General features: G+C 50.8%; 19 protein-coding genes. 9 read left to right on the plus strand and 10 right to left on the minus strand.

From position 1 onward, the window contains the following. The first annotated feature begins 141 nt into the window (after window positions 1-141). Complete coding sequence (gene tesB, locus AC6R10_RS01300) at window positions 142-1,002, plus strand: acyl-CoA thioesterase II (protein ID WP_334550896.1); 861 nt, start codon at window positions 142-144, stop codon at window positions 1,000-1,002. 76 nt (window positions 1,003-1,078) lie between these two features. Here tesB and AC6R10_RS01305 read toward each other — a convergent pair whose 3' ends face one another. Then, window positions 1,079-1,543 carry an Lrp/AsnC family transcriptional regulator gene (locus AC6R10_RS01305; protein ID WP_487903569.1) on the minus strand — a complete coding sequence of 155 codons (465 nt, stop codon included), beginning with the start codon at window positions 1,541-1,543 and terminating at the stop codon, window positions 1,079-1,081. Between the two features lie 182 nt (window positions 1,544-1,725). Between AC6R10_RS01305 and AC6R10_RS01310 the strand changes: the two genes are divergently transcribed. The 4 genes from AC6R10_RS01310 (at window position 1,726) to AC6R10_RS01325 (ending at window position 6,388) form a co-directional block, all read left to right on the plus strand. After that, window positions 1,726-2,802 (plus strand): PLP-dependent cysteine synthase family protein, encoded by a 1,077-nt coding sequence (locus tag AC6R10_RS01310; RefSeq protein ID WP_500671254.1) that lies wholly within the window; start codon window positions 1,726-1,728, stop codon window positions 2,800-2,802. A gap of 440 nt (window positions 2,803-3,242) precedes the next feature. Then, on the plus strand, window positions 3,243-4,709 hold the full coding sequence (locus AC6R10_RS01315) for a methyl-accepting chemotaxis protein (protein WP_500671440.1): 1,467 nt from the start codon (window positions 3,243-3,245) through the stop codon (window positions 4,707-4,709). 106 nt (window positions 4,710-4,815) lie between these two features. Then, on the plus strand, window positions 4,816-5,967 hold the full coding sequence (locus tag AC6R10_RS01320) for a hypothetical protein (protein WP_500671255.1): 1,152 nt from the start codon (window positions 4,816-4,818) through the stop codon (window positions 5,965-5,967). Between the two features lie 10 nt (window positions 5,968-5,977). Next, window positions 5,978-6,388 carry a phosphate ABC transporter substrate-binding protein gene (locus tag AC6R10_RS01325; RefSeq protein ID WP_334550902.1) on the plus strand — a complete coding sequence of 137 codons (411 nt, stop codon included), beginning with the start codon at window positions 5,978-5,980 and terminating at the stop codon, window positions 6,386-6,388. Window positions 6,389-6,510: 122 nt separating this feature from the next. Here the strand turns inward: AC6R10_RS01325 and AC6R10_RS01330 are convergent, their stop codons facing one another. Continuing rightward, window positions 6,511-6,834 (minus strand): DUF1244 domain-containing protein, encoded by a 324-nt coding sequence (locus tag AC6R10_RS01330; RefSeq protein WP_500636973.1) that lies wholly within the window; start codon window positions 6,832-6,834, stop codon window positions 6,511-6,513. A 130-nt stretch (window positions 6,835-6,964) separates the two neighbouring features. Beyond that, on the minus strand, window positions 6,965-7,834 hold the full coding sequence (locus AC6R10_RS01335) for a Tim44 domain-containing protein (protein WP_334550905.1): 870 nt from the start codon (window positions 7,832-7,834) through the stop codon (window positions 6,965-6,967). A gap of 214 nt (window positions 7,835-8,048) precedes the next feature. Here AC6R10_RS01335 and AC6R10_RS01340 point away from each other — a divergent pair, with 214 nt between their 5' ends. The 3 genes from AC6R10_RS01340 (at window position 8,049) to AC6R10_RS01350 (ending at window position 11,609) form a co-directional block, all read left to right on the plus strand. Then, window positions 8,049-8,639: a TetR/AcrR family transcriptional regulator gene (locus AC6R10_RS01340; RefSeq protein ID WP_487903448.1), complete on the plus strand. Its 591-nt coding sequence runs from the start codon at window positions 8,049-8,051 to the stop codon at window positions 8,637-8,639. Between the two features lie 18 nt (window positions 8,640-8,657). Next, complete coding sequence (locus tag AC6R10_RS01345; protein WP_500671256.1) at window positions 8,658-10,529, plus strand: MFS transporter; 1,872 nt, start codon at window positions 8,658-8,660, stop codon at window positions 10,527-10,529. A 156-nt stretch (window positions 10,530-10,685) separates the two neighbouring features. Beyond that, on the plus strand, window positions 10,686-11,609 hold the full coding sequence (locus AC6R10_RS01350; protein ID WP_500671257.1) for a YeiH family protein: 924 nt from the start codon (window positions 10,686-10,688) through the stop codon (window positions 11,607-11,609). 14 nt (window positions 11,610-11,623) lie between these two features. Here AC6R10_RS01350 and AC6R10_RS01355 read toward each other — a convergent pair whose 3' ends face one another. From AC6R10_RS01355 to AC6R10_RS01385, 7 genes are all read right to left on the minus strand, one after another. Next, window positions 11,624-11,818 carry a hypothetical protein gene (locus AC6R10_RS01355; protein WP_500671258.1) on the minus strand — a complete coding sequence of 65 codons (195 nt, stop codon included), beginning with the start codon at window positions 11,816-11,818 and terminating at the stop codon, window positions 11,624-11,626. A 170-nt stretch (window positions 11,819-11,988) separates the two neighbouring features. After that, window positions 11,989-13,368, minus strand: coding sequence for an o-succinylbenzoate--CoA ligase (gene menE, locus AC6R10_RS01360; RefSeq protein WP_500671259.1), 1,380 nt, complete (start codon window positions 13,366-13,368; stop codon window positions 11,989-11,991). 39 nt (window positions 13,369-13,407) lie between these two features. Continuing rightward, window positions 13,408-14,394, minus strand: a complete 987-nt coding sequence (menC, locus tag AC6R10_RS01365; protein ID WP_500671260.1) for an o-succinylbenzoate synthase — start codon at window positions 14,392-14,394, stop codon at window positions 13,408-13,410. 11 nt (window positions 14,395-14,405) lie between these two features. Next, window positions 14,406-15,272, minus strand: coding sequence for a 1,4-dihydroxy-2-naphthoyl-CoA synthase (gene menB, locus AC6R10_RS01370; protein WP_334550914.1), 867 nt, complete (start codon window positions 15,270-15,272; stop codon window positions 14,406-14,408). A gap of 47 nt (window positions 15,273-15,319) precedes the next feature. Next, window positions 15,320-16,153, minus strand: a complete 834-nt coding sequence (gene menH, locus AC6R10_RS01375; protein WP_500671261.1) for a 2-succinyl-6-hydroxy-2,4-cyclohexadiene-1-carboxylate synthase — start codon at window positions 16,151-16,153, stop codon at window positions 15,320-15,322. Beyond that, on the minus strand, window positions 16,143-17,879 hold the full coding sequence (gene menD / locus AC6R10_RS01380; RefSeq protein WP_500671262.1) for a 2-succinyl-5-enolpyruvyl-6-hydroxy-3-cyclohexene-1-carboxylic-acid synthase: 1,737 nt from the start codon (window positions 17,877-17,879) through the stop codon (window positions 16,143-16,145). The genes menH and menD overlap by 11 nt, the downstream gene beginning before the upstream one ends. Next, window positions 17,880-19,208 carry an isochorismate synthase gene (locus AC6R10_RS01385; RefSeq protein ID WP_500671263.1) on the minus strand — a complete coding sequence of 443 codons (1,329 nt, stop codon included), beginning with the start codon at window positions 19,206-19,208 and terminating at the stop codon, window positions 17,880-17,882. It abuts the gene before it with no gap. 221 nt (window positions 19,209-19,429) lie between these two features. Here AC6R10_RS01385 and AC6R10_RS01390 point away from each other — a divergent pair, with 221 nt between their 5' ends. Then, window positions 19,430-20,644: a pyridoxal phosphate-dependent aminotransferase gene (locus tag AC6R10_RS01390; RefSeq protein ID WP_334550921.1), complete on the plus strand. Its 1,215-nt coding sequence runs from the start codon at window positions 19,430-19,432 to the stop codon at window positions 20,642-20,644. The last annotated feature ends 31 nt before the right edge of the window (window positions 20,645-20,675 follow it).

Raw genomic sequence — 20,675 nt, forward strand, 5'->3', positions numbered from 1 at the left:
GTTGACCGCGACCTAACGCAAATCAGAAAAGTCTGACTACAATTTCATACAGCTGTTTAAATTTATCACTCAACCGATAAAATAGTCGCTATCGTCAACCTGTACCTATGAAACCCGCTCGACAAGGGGAAGGATCTGCCAATGAGTAAACCTCTCAAAGAACTCCTAGAACTACTGAAACTTGAAAAATTAGAAGAAGGATTGTTTCGCGGCCAAAGTGAAAACCTTGGCCTACCGCAAGTCTATGGAGGACAAGTGATTGGTCAGGCGCTTTCTGCCGCTCGCTACACAGTGGATGATGCGCGCACTGTGCACTCATTTCACAGCTACTTTCTCTACCCTGGCGATCCGGAAAAACCGATCATTTACGATGTTGAAAACCTGCGCGATGGCCGAAGCTTCAGCACACGCCGGGTAAAAGCGATTCAAAACGGTCGACCGATTTTCTACCTCACCGCCTCCTATCATGGTGATGCGCCGGGCTTTGAGCATCAAAACACCATGCCGAATATTCCGGGGCCTGAGAACTTTAAATCCGAGTCTGAGCTCGCCGCGCAAATCGAACACATCTTGCCAGAGAAGCTGAAAAAAGCGTTTTGTGGGGAGAAGCCGATTGAGATGCGCCCGGTCACCGTCGTCAATCCGTTAAATCCACAAAAAGTCGACGCCAAGCAGTATCTTTGGATTCGTGCCAACGGTGAGATGCCCGACAATCAACTGATTCACCAATACTTGCTTGGATACGCTTCTGATTGGGGATTCCTCGTGACCGCGCTTCATCCGCACGGTGTTTCTTTGATGACGCCGAAGTTTCAAGTGGCTACCATCGACCACTCAATTTGGTTCCATCGCCCTTTTAAAATGGATGACTGGTTGCTGTATGCCATCGAGAGCCCGACCGCCAGCAATACCCGAGGCTTAGTCCGTGGCGAGATATACAATCGTGAGGGACACCTGGTCGCCACTGCGGTGCAAGAAGGTGTGATGCGATTTACTCAATAACGCCAATGCCGTGCTTGGCATCATCCAAGCGCGGCGCTATTTTTTCAGGCGCTGCCAGTCATTGTTAATCTTAACGCTAACCCTGAATCGGTAACGCCGTGGTGTATTTCAGGGGCTCCATAGCAAAGGTCGACGTGACATTAGAGATACCTGCTACCGAGTTGACCAACTTTTTGTAGAAGCGGTCAAAACACGGCATGTCTTTCACCAGCACTTTCATCATGTAGTCATACTCTCCCGCCATCCGATAGAACTCCATCACCTCAGGGAACTCCGACACAGTCTCGACAAAGTGGCTATACCAGCCATGCGAGTGATCCGATGTTTTGACTAGCACAAACGCCGTAAACGACAACTCCAGTTTGTCAGGGTTGAGCAACGCAACGCGACGTTCTATAACGCCACTCTCTTCCAACTTTTTCAGCCGCTTCCAGCACGGTGTCGTCGTTAGATTCACCGCATCCGCCAGATCGTTCAACGACAACGTCGCATCTTGTTGCAGCAAGTTGAGGAGGGTTTTATCGATGCGGTCTAGTTGCATGGTGAGGCCTTGGGTTATGGGTTATGGGTTATGGGTTATGGGTTATGGGTTATGGGTTATGGGTTATGGGTTATGGGAGAATTTTTTTCTACGTTGATAGCAAATACAAGGAAAATTAGGTAAGCATTTCTCCTTATTTGAAGTTAGTTTATTTTCATTGCATGAACAATGGAAGCGATACTGTGTGTAAAGATCATGATTGGATAAACAGCGCTGTGCGCAAAATTGAAGCGGACTATCAACGCAGCGCCGATACTCACCTCATCAAACTCGATTTGCCGTGTCTTGACGGCATTGATATCTACTTAAAAGATGAAAGTACTCACCCCACCGGCTCGCTCAAGCACCGATTGGCACGTTCACTGTTTCTGTACGCAATATGTAATGGTTGGGTCGGGCCTGACACTCCGATCATTGAATCCTCTTCCGGCAGTACCGCGGTCTCAGAGGCGTACTTTGCGCGACTACTTGGGTTGCCCTTTATCGCTGTGATGCCCAAATGCACCGCGCGGAAAAAAATTGAGCAAATCGAATTTTACGGTGGCAAAGCGCACCTGGTCGAACGCACCGACCAGATTTACGCAGAATCTCACCGCCTCGCCAAAGAGCTCAACGGCCATTATATGGACCAGTTCACTTATGCCGAGCGCGCGACAGACTGGCGCGGCAACAACAATATTGCCAACTCAATCTTTAGCCAGATGGCACTCGAGACGCACCCTATCCCCAGTTGGATTGTTATGAGCTCTGGAACAGGCGGCACTTCCGCCACCATTGGCCGCTTTATTCGCTATCAACAGCACAACACCAAGTTATGCGTGGTTGACCCAGAACACTCAGTGTTTCATCAATTTTATCGTACTGGCGATGCCTCATTGACGCTCGACTGTGGCAGTAAAATAGAAGGGATCGGCCGCCCAAGAGTCGAACCGAGCTTTATTCCCGGCGTTATCGATGAAATGCGCACCATTCCGGACGCCGCTTCGGTCGCGACCATCCATTGGCTTGAGGGGGTTCTGGGGCGTAAAGTGGGGCCGTCCACAGGCACCAATCTGTTCGGCGCGCTGCAAATTGCCAGCGAAATGAAAGCCAAAGGCGAGCAAGGCGCGATTGTCACGCTACTCTGTGACAGTGGCGAGCGCTACCTCGATACCTACTTTTCACCAGAATGGGTTGAGGATCACATTGGTGATTTAGCGCCTTACCTCACGCAACTTAAACAGTTTGCAACCACAGGATCGGAGCTAAACATCCGATAAATTCAAACAACGGGTGATAAAATCGTGCGTTTATTAACCCGTTGTATTTATTATAAATAACGAAAATAGCAAGGGACTAAGTCATACAAAAATCAATTTTTAACCTAAGACTTCTGTTTTAAACTCAGCAGAGTCCCAAAAGAGCGACTATCCTTCACAGTAATAGCAAAATAACGTGGCTAGGTTATTGTTTTAGTGTTGATAAGATGTGATGATTATTGATAATAATATTACGTACCTTAAAACTATAACAGTCACCATTAAATTGTTGATACTGAAATAAGGAAATTTCTATGCTGTCGCTCTCCATTCGTGGGAAGGTCCTTGCACTCTGCTTGGTGTCGCTATTCGGCTTTGTGAGCATTCTCTCTATCGGTGGCTCAACCCTCACCAATAACACCGAACAAGTTCGTGATATCAATAAGCTTTATTACCCCGTGATGAACTCGGCCTCCCTGAACTCTGTGCTGCTCTCCCAGCTTGCAGAGCGATTCAATCTCGCCGTAACACTTGGTGATGAAGAGATGCTCGACATCAACCGTGATACGCTCGCGGAAATCGTCGGCAACTTTGAGATGCAAGCCACGTTGCAGCCAGCACTGAAATCACAGACTGCGCAACTTAAATCGACGTTAGAGAGCTATTTCAATGGCACTTATGATGTCGCGCTCGGCATGATTGATGGTGAACTCGATCTGTCCGAGGCGGCCAAAAAAGCCGAAGCAAACAACCAACTTCTTAGCCAACTGACCACCCAAATGTCCGATTTCTCTCAAGCTCGCATTGATGAGTTTGAACAGTCGGTGACGGAGCTACAAAGTGACAACGTGATCGCAAGTCGCAACATGAGCGTTCTTGGCGTTGTGGCGCTGGCTCTGATCATCGTCATGGGCGCATTTGTCACTCGTGGCATTCGCCGCGATCTGGGTGCCTTAGCCGAAAACATGCGCGATATTGCTGAGGGCGATGGCGATCTCACCGTTCGTATTCAACATGACAAACGCGATGAATTGAAACCTGTGGTCGACTCCTTCAACCTATTCGTCAATAAGTTGCAGCAAAACGTCACCCACACTATCGAAAACGTCAGCAAGCTGGACAACATTTCCACCACTCTAGTGGAATCGAGCCATTCGACCTCAAGCCTGTCAGACAAACAGTACCAGGCGATCGAAGAAGTCTCTCGCTCACTGGCGCAATTGTTTGAAGCTGCGAGGCTGATTGCCTCTAACGCCAGCGATGCTTCCGTCTCAGCCAACAGCGCCAGTGAGCAAGCCAGCAATGGTGAAGTGCAAGTTAAGAGCACCATCACTGCCGTTCAAGAGCTGACAGAAGACGTGAGAAACGCCTCGACCGTCGTTCAACAACTCGATGCCAACACCCAAAATGCGGGCTCGATTCTGGATGCGATCAGCGCCATTGCTGAGCAAACCAACTTACTGGCGCTTAACGCCGCCATTGAAGCCGCCCGCGCGGGCGAACAGGGCCGCGGATTTGCCGTGGTGGCCGATGAAGTGCGCACCCTCGCTTCTCGCACTCAAACCTCTACTCAAGAAATTCAATCTGTCTTGCAGCAGTTACAGGAACAGACCAAAACCGCTGCCAACATCATTACCGAAAGCGCCAACAAAGCGGAAGCGTGCGTAGAGAAATCGCTCGTCGCCGAGCAATCCTTGCAACGCATCACCGCTGACGTCTCGGATATTAGCCACAAAAACGAACTGATTGCTTCTTCCACAGAAGAGCAAGAACGCACATCCGCAGAGATTGAAACCATAGTGGCCAACATCCGCAACATGGCTCAAGGCACGGCAGACAGTGTCGGTGAGCTCGATAGCGTCGCGCAAAACATCAACATTATTACCGCTAACTTAACCGAACTGACGAGTCACTTTAAGGTCAAGTAGCGACCTCTTTGTCTCTCACACCGTCTCGTAAGCGCGATGGTGTGGACAAATTCGCCCAAAATTAAATAACTATGATAACCCCCAACATAAAGTAGTGGAGTTCAGGATGAAAAGAACGATTCTAGCAAGCTGTGTGGCACTCGCCGCATTTGGCGCTAACGCTGCCAGTTTAGAAGACCTATCTATCGGAGGATTTGGTTCCGTTGGTATCGGTAAAGCAGACAATGATGTCGGCTACGCAGGATACACTGATGACAACGTTGAGTGGGAACAAGAAACACTCGCCGGAATTCAGTTTGACTTCCAAGTGAATGATCGAGCTAAGTTTGTCACTCAAATTGTTGCAAACAGTCGATATGACTACGACCCAAAATTTGAAATGGCTTACCTTGCCTACGAATTTGACTCTTTCACCGCGCGTGCTGGTAAGTTACGCCTACCATTGTTTTTCTACTCGGATTACATCGACTTAGGGTACGCCTATCCAATGTTGAGACCCTCTCAAGAGACGTATCAGAACATTGTCTTAAAAGGGTATACTGGCGCTGAGCTCCTAATACCAGTCGATTTTGATGAATCAACCTTGCTTATTCAACCAGTACTTGGGATTGGTACAGTAGACGAAGATGATTCTCGCATTGGTGAGGTGAAACTCAACAAATTAATGGGTTTATCGGCGAGTTGGAACTACGAAGATATTACTTTACGTGGCTCATATTTTAGAGCAACAGCAGATCCACAATGTACTGACAGCAGCGATGGCTGTAACCTCTCTGTGATAGCCAAAGACAAAGATGGGCAGTTTATTTCCCTCGGAGCACAGTACGATAATGGCGACTTACTCGTTAATGTCGAAGGTACCGACGTTCAATTGGACGGAAAATTCTATGACACTCGTTCACTCTCTGGCTTAGTCGGGTACCGTATTGGCGAATTTACTCCTTACATAGCCTCAAGCTGGGTAGAAACCACGGATGATGATGAACGTCCCGAACCTAGCCTCGCGCTCGCCGTTTCGGATCTATCAGCATACCAAACCGCTCTTGCCCTAAATAAGATCTCTAACTACGAGCGCATCTCATACTCTCTGGGTAGCCGTTGGGATTTTTATCAAAATATGGCTCTAAAATTTGATGTTACATACGTTGACTACAAAGATACGTCAGGCGGCTATCAAACAAATATAAACAGTTCATATTCTGAATTTTTGGAGCAAGACACCTTCGTCTACTCTGCACGTCTAGACTTTGTATTCTAAGGAGGAAGCGATGAAAAAACTGATCACTTTATTAGCGGCTTCTGCCCTTTCATTCAATGCGCTAGCAGGTATGGTCGTGATTGGTAATCCGGCTGGTGTGGACTCACTTTCAGCGGGAGATGTGAAAAAGCTCTTTATGGGCAAGAAAACCAAGCTCGACAATGGCTCAACTGCGCGTATCGTTGAGCTGGCTGATGGCGACGCTGGGCGTATTGCTTTTCATGAAATCGCCACGGGTCGCAGTGAGTCTCAGCTGCAATCGGCTTGGTCACGCTTGGTCTTCACGGGTAAAGCCGAAGCGCCTGTTCAAGTGGCGGATTACGCTGGCGTGATTGCGGAAGTCTCTTCGAATGCCAGCGCGATTGGCTATGTGGATGAGTCTGCGGTTACGGGCGATGTTAAAGTGCTTCTTAAGCTCTAAACCGCCTCTCAACGCAATCTAAACATAGGCGCAATCTAAACAAAAGCCAGCGAGGTAGAACCTTCGCTGGCTTTTTGGTCTCTGACGTTTGCTACTGCGTTGATTCGCTCTGTAGCTACTCGCTATTTGGTGCGATTCTGACGAGCTTCAAAGGCCGCCAACTGCTCTGGGGTAGCCTTAGGTTGATGGTTTTGCTTCCACTCATCGTAAGTCATGCCGTAAACACGCTCGCGTGCGTCATCAATATCCAATGCTAACCCTTGGTTGTCCGCCTCGGCTTTGTACCATTTGCTAAAGCAGTTACGGCAAAAACCCGCCAAGATCATCAGATCGATATTTTGCACGTCTTTATTGTCGTCTAGGTGTGACAGCAAGCGGCGAAACACAGCGGCATCGAGTTTGTCTTGCTCTTCCTGTGAGAGGTGTTGGTACTTAAATTCAGCCACGTTACTCTTTCCTTGTTTTGGTTGTTAAGGTCAATCATGGAGAGGTGAAAAAAACGCCCATCGAAATGGGCGTTTTCTTACATCAGGTTACTATTTCTTACCTTAGGATACTATTTCTTGCCCTAGGATATTATCCTTGGATACCCACAATCAACCATGGCGCATTGTCGACGGTTAAGTCACGCTCTAGGTGCCAGATGTCTTCGATATTCTCTTCAACGCCTTCCACCGCATCACGGTAGCGACCGCTAAACTGTAGGCTCAGTTGCGCTTTTGACGCGTCGTAGTCCGCTCGCACGATTTCCGCATCCACGTACATAACGTCAGTGTGTTGATCGCCCTCTAGCTTCGCACGCTCTGCTTTTAGGTCTTCAAACAAGCTTGGTGACACGTACTCTTCAATGGTCTCCAACTGGTTGTGGTTCCACGCCCCTTGCAAAATGCGGTAGTGCTCACGCGCGCCGTTGATGAAGGCCGCTTGGTCAAAACCCGGTGGCGTGTTGTGTGGCACATCAGTCTGTGCACCAAAACCGCCTGCAGAAGAGGCAGACGCTTGTTCAAAGTTGTGAACATTCGGCTGTTCGAACTTGGGTGCGCTGCCGCCAAAAGCAGGTTGCTGACGATGTTGATTCATGCTGCCCTGTTTTGCGCCCAGCATGCCGCGCATAAATTTGAAGATCACAAAGGCGATCAAACCGAGAATGAGAATATCCATAAATTGGATGCCCTCGAACGCGCCACCGAAAAATGCCGCGAGCAGGCCACCAGCAAGCAGACCGCCAAGCAAGCCGCCCATTAAGCCTTTTTTGCTTGAGCTCGGTGCTTTGGTCGCTTGATCTTTACCCAGCGTATTGGTGTTTTGTTGCTGCTGCTTCGGCGCAGGGGCTGTTTTAAAGCTTTTACCGAAAGATTTACCACCACCGAACTTTTTCGCTTCGGCAACAGGCGTCATGGCGACAGAGACCATGAGTAGAGCAACTAGGGAAAACAAACGTTTCATATTTTTCCTTAGAGTTTCCATTTGAGGATGAAGTTTTCGTTATCATCGCATAATACCCAGACATCCTTGATAAAGAAACCAGAAGCCGGGTTTATGATGTATCAGAATATTGCAGCTATCCGCAAGGAAACGACCCAATTTAGTGATTGTTTTGTTGCGGATCGAACAGGTGCTTATTAGAATATTGAACATTGTTCATTTTCATCCCCTTTTTATGGCCAGACGCAACGACCACACTCGCGAAGAGCTGATCGCACTCACCTTAGACACGGTAAAAGAGTTCCTCACGACTCACTCTCATCATGAGTTGAGCCTGCGTAAGCTGGCGAACAAAATCGGCTATGTTCCGAGCACCTTGGTGAATGTGTTTGGCAACTACAACCTGCTGCTCTTACACGCGGTCGCTCAAACACTGGACGAACTCGCGCTTGAGTCAAAAAAGGTCGTTGAACGTTGTAACCACAGCACCAAGGCCTTATATGAGCTTGCCTATTGCTACCACGACTTTGCGGCACGCCACCCTTACCGTTGGCAGCTCATTTTTGAGCACAATATGAACGGGGAAGAGCTGCCCGAATGGCAAGCACAGCGCATTGACGGTATGACCAGCATGCTGGAACATCTGCTGAAAGCCGTCGCCCCTCATCGCTCAGATCAAGAAGTGGTGAAAGCCAGTCGCGTGTTGTGGGCGGGCGTTCACGGCATTACCTTACTCAGTGTCGATGATAAGTTTTTTGCTGCTGAGCCGATTGAGGGCAAAGTGCTTATCGAAAATTTACTTTCGAGCTATCTTAAAAGCTGGTAATCAATAAAAGGCCCCTTCATGTCAGAGCCCCAGACCTCGCTTCTTCGACAACAGCGCTTTCTACCCTATTTTATTACCCAGTTTTTTGGCGCGTTTAACGACAACATTTTCAAAAATGTTTTGCTGCTGTTTGTCGCGTTCGCGGGCGCAAACGCGCTCCCCATCTCTAGCAACTTATTCATCAACCTCGCTGCGGGCCTGTTCATCTTGCCTTTCTTTTTATTCTCGGCGTCGGCGGGAGTATTGGCAGACAAATACGAAAAAGCGGGCTTCATTCGTAAGGTCAAATTGGCGGAAATTGCCATTATGTGCCTTGGCGCTGTTGGTTTTATTACCGAAAGCTATGTTATTTTGCTCTTGTTACTGTTTTTAATGGGTACCCAATCGGCGTTTTTCGGGCCGATTAAATACGCGCTATTACCTTCTCAGCTTAAACAACATGAACTGGTGAACGGCAACGCCTTAGTCGAAACCGGCACCTTTCTTGCCATTTTGCTCGGCACACTGGGCGCTGGCGTCATTGCCTCCGCAGAGAACGCCAAATACGTTGCGGCGGGTGCCGTCGTGGTGTTTGCGATTGCGGGTTATCTCGCGAGCCGATCAATTCCGGTTGCCCCAGCCAGCGACCCAAACCTGACCTTTCGTTGGCAGCCTATCCAACAGACACGCCGTACACTTGCGATTGCAAAACGCGACAGAACCGTCTTTCAAACTTTAATGGCGATCAGTTGGTTCTGGTTTTTAGGCGCTGCCTACCTGACTCAGTTCCCAAATTTCACCAAACTGCACTTAAGTGGTAATGAAGCCGCGGTCTCCTTCCTGCTCGCGCTGTTTTCAATCGGCATTGCGGTCGGATCCATGGCCTGTGACAAGCTATCGAAAAATCGCATCGATATTGGCATCGTGCCGCTTGGCAGTGCCGGGATTACCCTGTTTGGTCTACTCATGGCGCTCTCTGTACCTGAGCAATTACCTGAATTTTCAACGTTCCTCGCGTTTATTAGCCACTCAGCACTGTGGCCAGTGTTTGTTTATCTGCTACTGCTGGGCGCCTCTGGCGGTCTGTTTATCGTGCCTTTGTATGCGTTAATGCAGCAGCGCTCGAAAGAGAATGAACGCGCGCAGGTCGTTGCGGCGCTCAATATTTACAACTCACTCTTTATGGTAGGCAGTGCTGTGATGGGCATTGTGTGCCTGAGCTTACTCAACCTCACCATAGTGCAGCTGTTTATTCTGCTGTCGGTGTTGAATGCCTTGGTCGCGCTCTATCTCTTCCTGCAAGTGCCGATTTTTGCGGTGCGCTTTTTGGTTTGGGTGCTGACGCACAGCGCCTATCGCGTCAAACACAAAAACTTACACCACCTGCCCGAACAGGGCGGCGCACTGATTGTCTGTAACCATGTCAGTTATATGGATGCGCTGCTACTGAGCGCGGTGTGTCCGCGTTTGATTCGTTTTGTGATGCATGAAGAGTACGCCCATCTTCCTCCGCTAAAACGCTTTTTAAAGCGGGCGGGCGTGATTCCGATTTGCGCGCAAAACCGCGGTTCTATCCGCCGCGCGTTCAGCGAAGTGGAACAATCGTTGGCAGAGGGACACATCGTCTGTATTTTCCCTGAGGGCACACTGACGCCTGATGGCGAAATCGGCCCGTTTATGCGCGGTATGGACATCATTCTTAAACGCAGCCCTGTCCCTGTGATTCCCGTCGCTCTGAAAGGCATGTGGGGCAGCTACTTTAGTCGCCTGAAAGGCAGTGCCTGCAAAGGCTTGCCGAGTCGATTCTGGTCGAGAATTGAAATCGAAGCCGGAGAGCCGGTGGCACCGCAAGAGGCATCCGCCGAAGGAATGAAGCAACGCGTGCTCGAACTGCGCGGCGATTGGCGATAATCACCCCGCACACGACTTGATACAGGCGCTCACTGTGAAGACAAGCGTTAAGAAAAACTTAACGCTTGTTCAAATCATACTAATCTACTTAACAACAAAACTGCTTTAGACTGACGTTATTCACTGAACACGTTTCTGTAGGCACTTAGAGCAACGATGATCCGATCCTCTTCAACTTGGCTTTTCTGGGCAGCACTGGCCCTGTGTTTAACGCCCTGGATTTCGTCACCCACCGCACTGGTGATTGGCTTTTTGATCGCGTCGATGGGCTGGGTACCGGCGTCGATCCCGCTTGCAAAAATCACCAAAAAGCTGCTCGCCTACTCCATTGTTGGCTTGGGTTTTGGTATTCAATTTCAGCAAGCCATCAGCGTCACCGCGGATGGTATCGGCCTGATTATCACCACCATCGTTGGCACCTTGCTCATCGGTAGCTGGCTAGCGAAGAAGCTTAAGTTGGACACGGTCACCGGCTATTTAATCTCATCAGGCACCGCGATTTGTGGCGGCAGCGCCATCGCCGCCGTATCACCGGCGATCAATGCGAAAGATGAGCAAATTGGTTTGGCACTGGCAACTGTATTTGTGCTTAACTCGGTCGCTTTATTTGTGTTCCCGTTGATTGGACACGCCCTCAATCTCGACCAACACACCTTCGGAACTTGGGCCGCCATCGCCATCCATGACACCTCTTCGGTGGTCGGCGCCGCTTCGTCGTACGGTGAGGAAGCACTTACCACCGCAACCACGCTAAAGTTAGCGCGTGCGTTATGGATAGTGCCTGTGGCTCTGGTGAGTGCGTGGATTTTTCACAGCGATGCAAAAAAGGTCACCATCCCCTATTTCATCCTGTTCTACTGCGCGGCGATCGGAGTGAGTGATGCGCTACCGCAATTTCAAATGCTCTATGATGGCCTTTTCGCGCTGGCAAAGCGCGCATTAGTGGTCTGTCTGTTTTTGATTGGATGTGGTATTTCGCTAGAAAAATTGAAAGCTGCCGGACCCAAACCCTTGTTGTTTGGCATCACCTTATGGGTGTTGATTTCATGCGGTTCACTGACTTGGCTAATGCTCAGTTAACGCGCAAACCGACATTAGAGATCTTCTGGTTCGATCATCACTTTGTTGTCTTGCTGTCTGCGACGTGGGCTCAATCGCTGACGCTGACGAAAGACCAACACAATGACCAATAGGAAAGCCGTGAGCTCGCACAACGAGCGCATCACACCCTCGCTTTGCGTCGCGACAATAATCTGAATCACCACCGCGACGATCAAGATCGCATTCATTGCTTATTCCCATCACCATTTAAACTAGCGGTTATTATGAAAGAGAGGAATAACAAAACGAAATTCAGATTTGGTCTGTGATATTGCCAAAAGACCTAATGAATAGAGAGAGGCGAGTGCCTAGTTTCTAGTTCCTAGAAGGAAGAACGCCCTACTCTAGGAACTAGCAACTAGGAACTTGAAACTACAAACTTCTTAACCTCATAACGCGAGACTTTGATGCCTGTTTGGGTCAATTCAGGGGGCATCAAATAGTAACCGATGGGCCATTTGAACTTGGCTAATAATGGTGTTAGGTGGGAATCTAGCTCGGTTTTATCGGGCAGTGCGTTGGCATCAATAACTGCGATAGGCCGCTGGCCATATTCGGCGTCGTCAACGGGCACCACAATCGCTTGACGAATTGCACTGTGGGTACAGAGCGCCGCTTCTATCTCTTCGCAGTGTACATTCTCGCCGCCAGAGATAAATAAGTTGTCGGCACGGCCAAGTATGCACAGTTCATTGTCCTGCCACTGGCCTAAATCTTTGCTATCAAACCCATCACCCTGGCCCGGCACGCTAACCGTCGGGAGCGGGGTCAATTGACCTTGAAAGTAGTACCCTGACGCGAGTGTCTCACCGCCAATCAAAATCCGCCCGTCGTGCACCATCACGCGGCGATGGGGTAACACCACACCAGCGCTCTCTTTGCCATCCACGCGCTTTGCTGTCACGGTCGAGGCCGCTTCCGTCAACCCATACCCCAACCAGGTATCGATACCGCGATCCGCTGCTTGTTGACTGAGCTCTAGCGGAATATGGCTGCCACCAAGTAACACACGGCTCAGTTGTAAAGGCTGTTGGCTGTCGAGTAAACGTTTAAGCTGCGTCGCCACCAGCGAGGCGTGAGTCACCTGTTGAATGTCGCGCGCCAACTCACCCGTGCCGATTTTGAGCTGCGCGCCACTGACCAACCAGCGATAGACAATCGCCATCCCAGAGACATGATAAAGCGGCAAGCTCAGTAGCCAGCAATCTTCAGGCTGAAAAGAAAAGTGCGCCAATAGACCCGTCGCTGAGGCCAAATGCTGCGCGTGTGTATGGGCGACGGCCTTAGCAGGCCCAGTCGAGCCTGAGGTAAAAATTAGCGTCGCGAGGTTATCTGGGTGGTAACTGTGAGAAAAATTCTCTTGGCGTTGTCGCTCGTTGGCAGAGAAGTCTAAGCGGAGGGTACTGCGAATATCTTGGCGAGAAGACCACAGCTTCACAGCGTTGGATGCGGGATACAACGTAGAAAGCTTTTGCGCCCTCTCCCGCTCACTACCGGGCATGCTGATAGCGCAAATGGCCCCTAGCTCCATACACGCCAGCAACACAAATAGGAGTTCCGAATTGTTTTTATCGATGCAGGTGAGCACATCCCCCTGCCCCACACCTTGCTGATCGAGAGTCGATGCTGTTTCACTGACCACATCAGACAGCTCTGCCCAAGTATAGTCTCGCTCTGGCGTGCGCAAGGCCAGTTGCAATGGGCACTGCTGCGCCCATTGTCTAACGGGTGACAACATGAAGCCTTCCATCACAGTGCTCGCATCTCACAGCGGCGATTAACATTGCCAGATGAGACTTTGCGAAGAGAGTGGCGTAACCGGCAGCTCACAGCCCGGCCAAGGGACCTCAAGTTGCGCAGCAAACAATCCGACGGTATCTAAACCTGGAATCGTCTCCGGCAGCAACCAATGGGTAAGGCGCGCCAGTTGAGTCAAGCCAAGGCTCGACTCAATACTTGAACTGATCACCGGTTTTATCCCCAGCGACATCGCTTGCTCAATCAGCGATTTACAGCGTTCAATCGAACCGATTAAGGTCGGTTTGATGATGATCGCTTTGGCGCCATTGAGATCGTGCAGTGAGAAATCCTCGCTGCGCATGGCGTGTTGCAGTGTTTCATCCCAGGCAATCGCTATGCCGGTATTGATGGCAAAGGAGAAGCTGTCCCCCGGCGCTTGACACGGCTCTTCAATAAAAGCGATACGTTGACGCAGCGACGGCGCGATTTTCTTAGCAAATTGCGCCGCCTTATCCGCGCTCCATGCTCGGTTCGCATCAAGACGCAGCGTCAAATCGGGAATCGACTCAAGGAATAGACTCACCAGTAGGCCGTCTCGGATTGGCTCGTACAAGCCAACTTTGATTTTGGCGACTTTCTCCCCGCTCATCCCCGCCAGTTTGGGCAACAGCTCATCTGGGTCGCCCGAGCACAGCGGCGCGGCCTGAAAACAACCCTCAGCCGGCAAGGCGTTGTCGAGCTCCATCTGCGCCATCGATAGACCAAAGGCCACCGACGGGTGCAGCGCATCCAGCGCCAATTCTTGGCCCAGTTGCCAGTAAGAAAGCTGCTCGACCAATTGCGCGTAAGCCTCATCGAGACTCTCCACGCTAAAGCCGGGCAACGGCGCAACTTCACCACGACCAATTTGACCGTCGCAGCAAAGCTCAATCACAAAGCCTTCCCGCACAGTCAAACGTTGCTCGCGCAGGATCACGCCACTGTCCATTGGCAGTTCGTAGCGGTACAGTTTGGCTGTTCTCATCACCAACTCCTTTACGGATTGCGTGGGAATTTATTGAAGTCAGGGCGACGCTTCTCATTGAAAGCGTTGCGCCCCTCTTGGCCTTCTTCGGTCATGTAGAACATCATGGTTGCGTTGCCTGCCAACTCTTGAAGCCCCGCCTGACCATCACAATCCGCATTTAACGCCGCTTTCAGACAGCGCAGCGCCATTGGGCTGTGTTGCAAGGTTTCACGGCACCAGCGCACCGTCTCTTTTTCTAACTCTTCCAGCGGCACAACGGTATTCACCAGTCCCATGTCGAGCGCTTCTTGGGCATCGTAAAAGCGGCACAAGAACCAGATTTCACGCGCTTTCTTTTGCCCAACAATTCTAGCCATGTAAGAGGCGCCCCAACCGCCATCGAAAGAGCCCACTTTGGGTCCTGTTTGACCAAATTGGGCGTTGTCTGCGGCAATCGTGAGGTCACACATCATGTGCAATACGTGCCCTCCACCCACCGCCCAACCGGCCACCGAGGCGATCACAGGTTTTGGACATGTCCGGATCTGGCGCTGAAAATCCAATACGTTGAGATGGTGAGTGCCAGAATCATCTTGGTAACCACCGTAGTCGCCACGAATTTTTTGATCCCCGCCTGAACAGAACGCTTTTTCGCCTAGCCCAGTCAGAATGATCACCCCAACACTCTCATCGTAGCGCGCATCCGCGAGCGCATGGATCATCTCTTTAACCGTCAAAGGGCGAAACGCATTGCGCACCTGAGGTCTAGCGATGGTGATTTTAGCAATGCCATCGTCCGATTTGTGGTAGTGGATGTCTTCATATTCGGCGCTGCAATCACGCCAATGAACGGGAGCGTAGAGTTCTTCTTCTGAGATACCGACTGTTTTAGCCATGATGATTCCTGTTTTGTCTCGTAGCCCAACCGAGCGGGGCATAATGTCTAAGAGCGAGCGGAAAGCGCAATACACTGCGCGCGCACCTGCTCTGCAAAGCGTTGGGGCTGTTCAACATGAACATTGTGCCCCGCATTCTCAACGCAGCAGAGGTGGAGCCTGCTGCGCTGTGCAAGTTGTTTAAATTTCTCATCCTGCTCACCGCAGACATAGGTGATTGGCAGGGTGAGTTGGCGCAGTGCGTCTAAGCAGTCCGGCTGCTTCGCCAAAGACGTTGCTAATAGCATCTTGGCCACCGCGGGGCCTAGATTATCACTGCGCTTGGCGATAAGAGTTTGTCTTTGCGCATCCTTTAGTGAACTAAATACGCGCTGGCGATACCAATCGCTCAATACCTGCTCAATCGGCTCCTCGCTAAAGCGGCGGGCCCATTGCGCATCACTGAGCCATCGCTCGTGGCGCTGTGCTTCGTCTTGCAAGCCAAAATTACCGCCCTCGAGCAGCAAGGCTTGGATATTCAACGGCGCAAAATCGCGCTTCACCGTGCCCATCATGGCAAGGCGAGCGCCAAGCGAATAACCCACTACCACTATAGGTCGCTCCAAAGAGATTTGCTCACTCTGCAATCGCGCCAACACGCTCTTGGTGATCTGTGCGCAGCAAGTCGAAAATGACTCGGTGTGGATACCGACACTCTCACCGTGCCCCGGAAGATCGAGGCAAAGTCGATCAAACTCGCTCAAATAGCTGAGCGTCTCACGCCAGTCGTCACTCGAACCAAGAAAGCCGTGAAGAAACACCAATAGCGGCGCGTCATCAGCTTGCTGAATACTGTCTTTTTTCTGAACATCATCGGCAGGGAAGAACTGACTAGAGAGCATGGATCTGACTAACACATTGACGAATATGACTCGACGCCTCACCCGCGGGCGTGACAACTTCAAGAATGAGTGCGCCACTTCCCTGCTTGAGGTGCGTGGCTAAACAGTGCTGATAGTCCGCCAACGTCTTTGGCTGACGATACGCAAGGCCAAACTGAGCCGCGGCGTGTTCAAAATGAAAACCGTGCGGCATTTGATACAGAGCTTGCTTCTCCCTATCTGGGACCGGCAACAAATCAAAAATCGCGCCGCCATCGTTGTTGGTAATCACAATCACCACCGGCGTTGCCTCATGATGGAACAGGGCAAGTGAATTCAAGTCATAAAGTGCGGAGGTATCGCCAAGCAGCACCACAGTCGGCGTTTGACGCTCACGAACAACGCCTGCTGCGGTGGCAATCAAGCCATCAATGCCCGATGCACCGCGGTTACTCAGTACCTCTCGCGGCGTCAACGCAGTAAACATATCCGCCAAGCGAACAATCAAACTGTTGCCAATAAAGAGCGATGCCTCATCGGGCAACAATTCTAACGACATGGCCACGGACACTTCACTGAGCGCGCCATTCACATTGAACTGCTGCACTAGGCGACGTGTTTGCTCACTTGCTTCTATTATGCCCTCCGCCCATCCGGTTTGATGGCTTGTTGGTGCGGGCATCATCGCTTGGACGTGCCCAATCCAACGGCCAATATCCACCTCGTGATGATGCTGTGGCAGATGGTTCGGGTTATTGCGCACAGGGTGAGGCGATACATAGTGATACTCAGCACCCGAGTCGGCAACGCACTCGGCTATCCACTGCACCAAACGTTTAGAGACCAGACGCGAGCCAAACTGTAGGACGCACTCGCAAGATGCAAGCTGAGAGCGAAAACGCGAATTTTGCAGCCATAAATCGTAGTGTGCCCAAGGCGAACTGACGCCCGACTGCGGATCGCAAAACACCGGCCAACCTAATGTGTCGGCTAAGTGTTTGGCTTGTTTGGCTTCCTGTAATTCCACACTCCCCACCACCACCACGCCTTTCTTGCCCGCCAGATTAGGAACATGGCAAGGCTCACTGTGCTGAGCAGCACTTTTTTGCGAATAAGGTGTGGATGATAGCGTCCACTTAGCCAGTTCAGGGCATAAGGTATCGAGACTTTGCGCCAAGACAGGCTCATCCTCAACGCTGAGATAGAGAGGCTCAGGAAACGGGCAGTTAATGTGCACCGCACCGCCCTCGCGCTGCTGGCTTGCCATCAGGTTATCAACCGATGTCAGCAACCAAGGATACACCTCTCGCGCCGCAGGGATAGGCAGATTTAAGCTGTTAGTGACATGGGTTGAGAACAACCCTATTTGATTGATCGCTTGGTTCGCGCCGCAATCCACCAGCGACGGCGGGCGATCGGCACTGAGCACCACTAAAGGCTCGCCGGTTAACTTGGCCTCAGCAACCGCAGGCAAAAGATTGGCCACCGCCGTCCCAGAGGTGACGACAATAGCGACTGGTTGTTGACTGGCTTTGGCCAACCCTAAAGCGAGAAAGCCTAAACCTCGCTCATCAAAATGGGTGTGCAAGGTAAAATGTGCATTGGCATGGGCTTCTAGGGTCAACGGCGTTGAACGCGAGCCAGGCGCGACACAGACGTGACGCACGCCAAATCGAGATAATTCTTCCAGTAAAACACGCGACCAAAGACGATTTGTCACCGCTTGTGTATAGGTTTGTGGGGGCATTTACGAAGCCACTCCTAATGATGAGCGTTGACAAAAAGGCGGTGATTGATGGCCAAACAGTGACAGTAGCGTCGACATTTTTTTGTCCAGCTCCTGCCACTCATGCTCAGCCACAGAGCCGGGCACAATCCCTGCCCCGGCAAAGAGCTGCACTGTCTCCCCCAAGACCAAAGCGCTACGGATCGCCACGCAAAACTCGGCACGTTGATGGCTAATAAAGCCCATAGAACCTGCGTACCAACCGCGCGCAAACGGCTCGTGTTGGCGAATAAAATCGATCGACGCCTGACGCGGCAAACCCGCGACCGCCGCCGTCGGCTGCAAAGCGCCAAGCAGCTGCACACCGTTAATCCCCGAGTGCAGCGTGGCGTGAATGGTGCGCTTGAGGTGCTGCACTTTTCTCAGCCGAACCAAACGCGCCTCTTGCTCCACCTCAACATGGGAAGAAAACGGCGCAAGGCTTTGCACTATGTCATCCACCACGTACTGGTTTTCGTTGAGATTCTTGCTGTCATTAGCCAGCCAATTGGCGAGCGCCATATCTTGCGTCGCACTTTGCCCACGACCAATCGTGCCAGCTAAGGCTTCGGTGTGCAGCTCATTCTCTTGGCGGGCATAGAGCCGCTCTGGCGTTGACCCTACGAAGCTGTGTTTGCTGTCTAGCGCCAGCATAAAATGGAAGCTATGGTGATTTTGCTCATAGCTGGATTTAAGCAGTTGCGCGGCGCTGATCGCGCGGTCGAGCGCCACATCGGTGCGCCTTGCGAGCACCACTTTTTTAAACTGATCGTTGTCGATACCGTGCAACACTTTGTCGACCAAATCATGCCACTGCGGCTGCTCTGGGCTATGGGTCATGCTCTGCACGTTAGCACTTAAAGGCTTGAGCTTGACCACCTCGCAACGCAATTTGTTTAGCGCCATCAAGGTGCGCGATTTGTCTGGGCTGAGGTTGACCGCCAAAGACCATTGGTCATCAAGACGAATCAACTCCACTTGAGGTAAGAAGAACAACGACGGCATGCAACGGCGATTTTTTTCATCGTCACCATCAAACGCTCGCCCTCCCCACACGCGCTGATCTGCCGATAAAATTGCGTAAGCGGGAGCCGGGTCAACGAAAGTATGCAACTGACCGAGCGCCACCACCTCTTCACGAGTATCGCGGGATTGCCAGTAAAATTTAGGGAAAAGCGGCTGAGCATCCAGCCAATCGATCATTGAACATTCTGGTTTGTCTTCAAGAGCTTGAACCAGACGGGCGGTGCCATCTTCTGCTTGCTTGACGCGTTCTATCAGTTCAATGACTGCTTGATGGAAATGGGACAAATCAGCCTCGTATGCAAAGAGATCATTATTCAATTTTATACCGCTACTCTATTTATTGACCCTACTCAAATCAAGGATGCAAGCAATGTTTTGCAAAATCCTGTGATAATACGCGTGCTACAAGCTCACTAAATAGCCGCAATCATTCAGATTTTTATTCTAAATAACTTTGAATTGAGTTACTTTAATAAAGAAATTCAATTATTTTTAGGTTGTTGCCAATGCAAAATATCGGGATGTCGTCAAAACTCGACAATGTCTGCTATGACATTAGGGGTCCTGTACTGAAACATGCTAAACGCATGGAGGAAGAAGGACACAAAATACTAAAGCTCAATATCGGCAACCCCGCCCCATTTGGCTTCGACGCCCCTGACGAAATTTTGGTCGATGTAATTCGTAACCTCCCAACATCACAAGGTTATTGCGATTCCAAAGGCATTTACTCAGCCCGTAAAGCGGTCGTACAACATTACCAACGTAAAGGTATTCGCTCGCTTGATGTGGAAGACGTCTACATCGGTAACGGCGTGTCGGAGTTGATCGTGATGGCGATGCAAGCGCTACTCAACAACGGCGAAGAGATGCTAGTGCCAGCACCGGACTACCCACTATGGACAGCGTCAGTCGCACTGTCAGGTGGTAAAGCGGTGCACTATCTATGTGACGAGCAAGCCGATTGGTACCCCGATCTGGATGACATCAAGAAGAAGATCACGCCCAAAACCCGCGGGATTGTTTTGATCAACCCAAACAACCCAACCGGCGCGGTCTACAGCCGTGATTTCCTATTGGAAGTGATTGAAATTGCGCGCCAACACAAGTTGATCATCTTCGCCGATGAGATTTACGACAAAGTACTCTACGATGGCGCGACGCACACCTCCGTTGCGACCTTAACCGACGATGTGCTGGTGATGACCTTCAATGGCCTCTCTAAAGCCTACCGTGTGTGTGGTTTCCGTGGCGGCTGGATGTTTATGACCGGGCCAAAACACCTTGCTCAAGGCTACATCAACGGCCTGGACATGCTGGCGTCGATGCGTTTGTGTGCCAACGTGCCTATGCAGCATGCAATTCAAACCGCGCTCGGTGGCTATCAAAGCATCAATGAGTTGATCTTACCGGGTGGTCGATTGCTGGAGCAGCGCGACCGCGCTTGGGAGCTGATCAACCAAATCCCTGGCGTCTCTTGCGTCAAACCTAAGGGGGCGATGTACCTGTTCCCTAAAATTGATACCAAGATGTACAAGATCAAAGATGACCAAAAAATGGTGTTGGATTTTCTGATCCAAGAGAAGGTGCTACTGGTACAAGGCACTGGCTTCAACTGGCCTAAACCGGATCACTTCCGCATCGTGACATTGCCCCATGTTGAAGACTTGGAACTGGCCATTGGCCGCTTTGAGAAATTCCTCTCCGGGTACAGCCAGTAACGCGTCTCGGCGACATGGTGTAATCAGCGAT

The sequence above is a fragment of the Vibrio sp. R12-SG2-ISO1 genome, assembly GCF_059834045.1.

Bases quoted from the DNA above. Each gene is read 5' to 3' on its own strand.
- tesB (WP_334550896.1), top strand. From the start codon at position 142: ATGAGTAAACCTCTCAAAGAACTCCTAGAACTACTGAAACTTGAAAAA.
- AC6R10_RS01305 (WP_487903569.1), bottom strand. From the start codon at position 1,543: ATGCAACTAGACCGCATCGATAAAACCCTCCTCAACTTGCTGCAACAA.
- AC6R10_RS01315 (WP_500671440.1), top strand. From the start codon at position 3,243: ATGAACTCGGCCTCCCTGAACTCTGTGCTGCTCTCCCAGCTTGCAGAG.
- AC6R10_RS01320 (WP_500671255.1), top strand. From the start codon at position 4,816: ATGAAAAGAACGATTCTAGCAAGCTGTGTGGCACTCGCCGCATTTGGC.
- AC6R10_RS01325 (WP_334550902.1), top strand. From the start codon at position 5,978: ATGAAAAAACTGATCACTTTATTAGCGGCTTCTGCCCTTTCATTCAAT.
- AC6R10_RS01335 (WP_334550905.1), bottom strand. From the start codon at position 7,834: ATGAAACGTTTGTTTTCCCTAGTTGCTCTACTCATGGTCTCTGTCGCC.
- AC6R10_RS01340 (WP_487903448.1), top strand. From the start codon at position 8,049: ATGGCCAGACGCAACGACCACACTCGCGAAGAGCTGATCGCACTCACC.
- AC6R10_RS01345 (WP_500671256.1), top strand. From the start codon at position 8,658: ATGTCAGAGCCCCAGACCTCGCTTCTTCGACAACAGCGCTTTCTACCC.
- AC6R10_RS01350 (WP_500671257.1), top strand. From the start codon at position 10,686: ATGATCCGATCCTCTTCAACTTGGCTTTTCTGGGCAGCACTGGCCCTG.
- AC6R10_RS01355 (WP_500671258.1), bottom strand. From the start codon at position 11,818: ATGAATGCGATCTTGATCGTCGCGGTGGTGATTCAGATTATTGTCGCG.
- menE (WP_500671259.1), bottom strand. From the start codon at position 13,368: ATGTTGTCACCCGTTAGACAATGGGCGCAGCAGTGCCCATTGCAACTG.
- menC (WP_500671260.1), bottom strand. From the start codon at position 14,394: ATGAGAACAGCCAAACTGTACCGCTACGAACTGCCAATGGACAGTGGC.
- menB (WP_334550914.1), bottom strand. From the start codon at position 15,272: ATGGCTAAAACAGTCGGTATCTCAGAAGAAGAACTCTACGCTCCCGTT.
- menH (WP_500671261.1), bottom strand. From the start codon at position 16,153: ATGCTCTCTAGTCAGTTCTTCCCTGCCGATGATGTTCAGAAAAAAGAC.
- menD (WP_500671262.1), bottom strand. From the start codon at position 17,879: ATGCCCCCACAAACCTATACACAAGCGGTGACAAATCGTCTTTGGTCG.
- AC6R10_RS01390 (WP_334550921.1), top strand. From the start codon at position 19,430: ATGCAAAATATCGGGATGTCGTCAAAACTCGACAATGTCTGCTATGAC.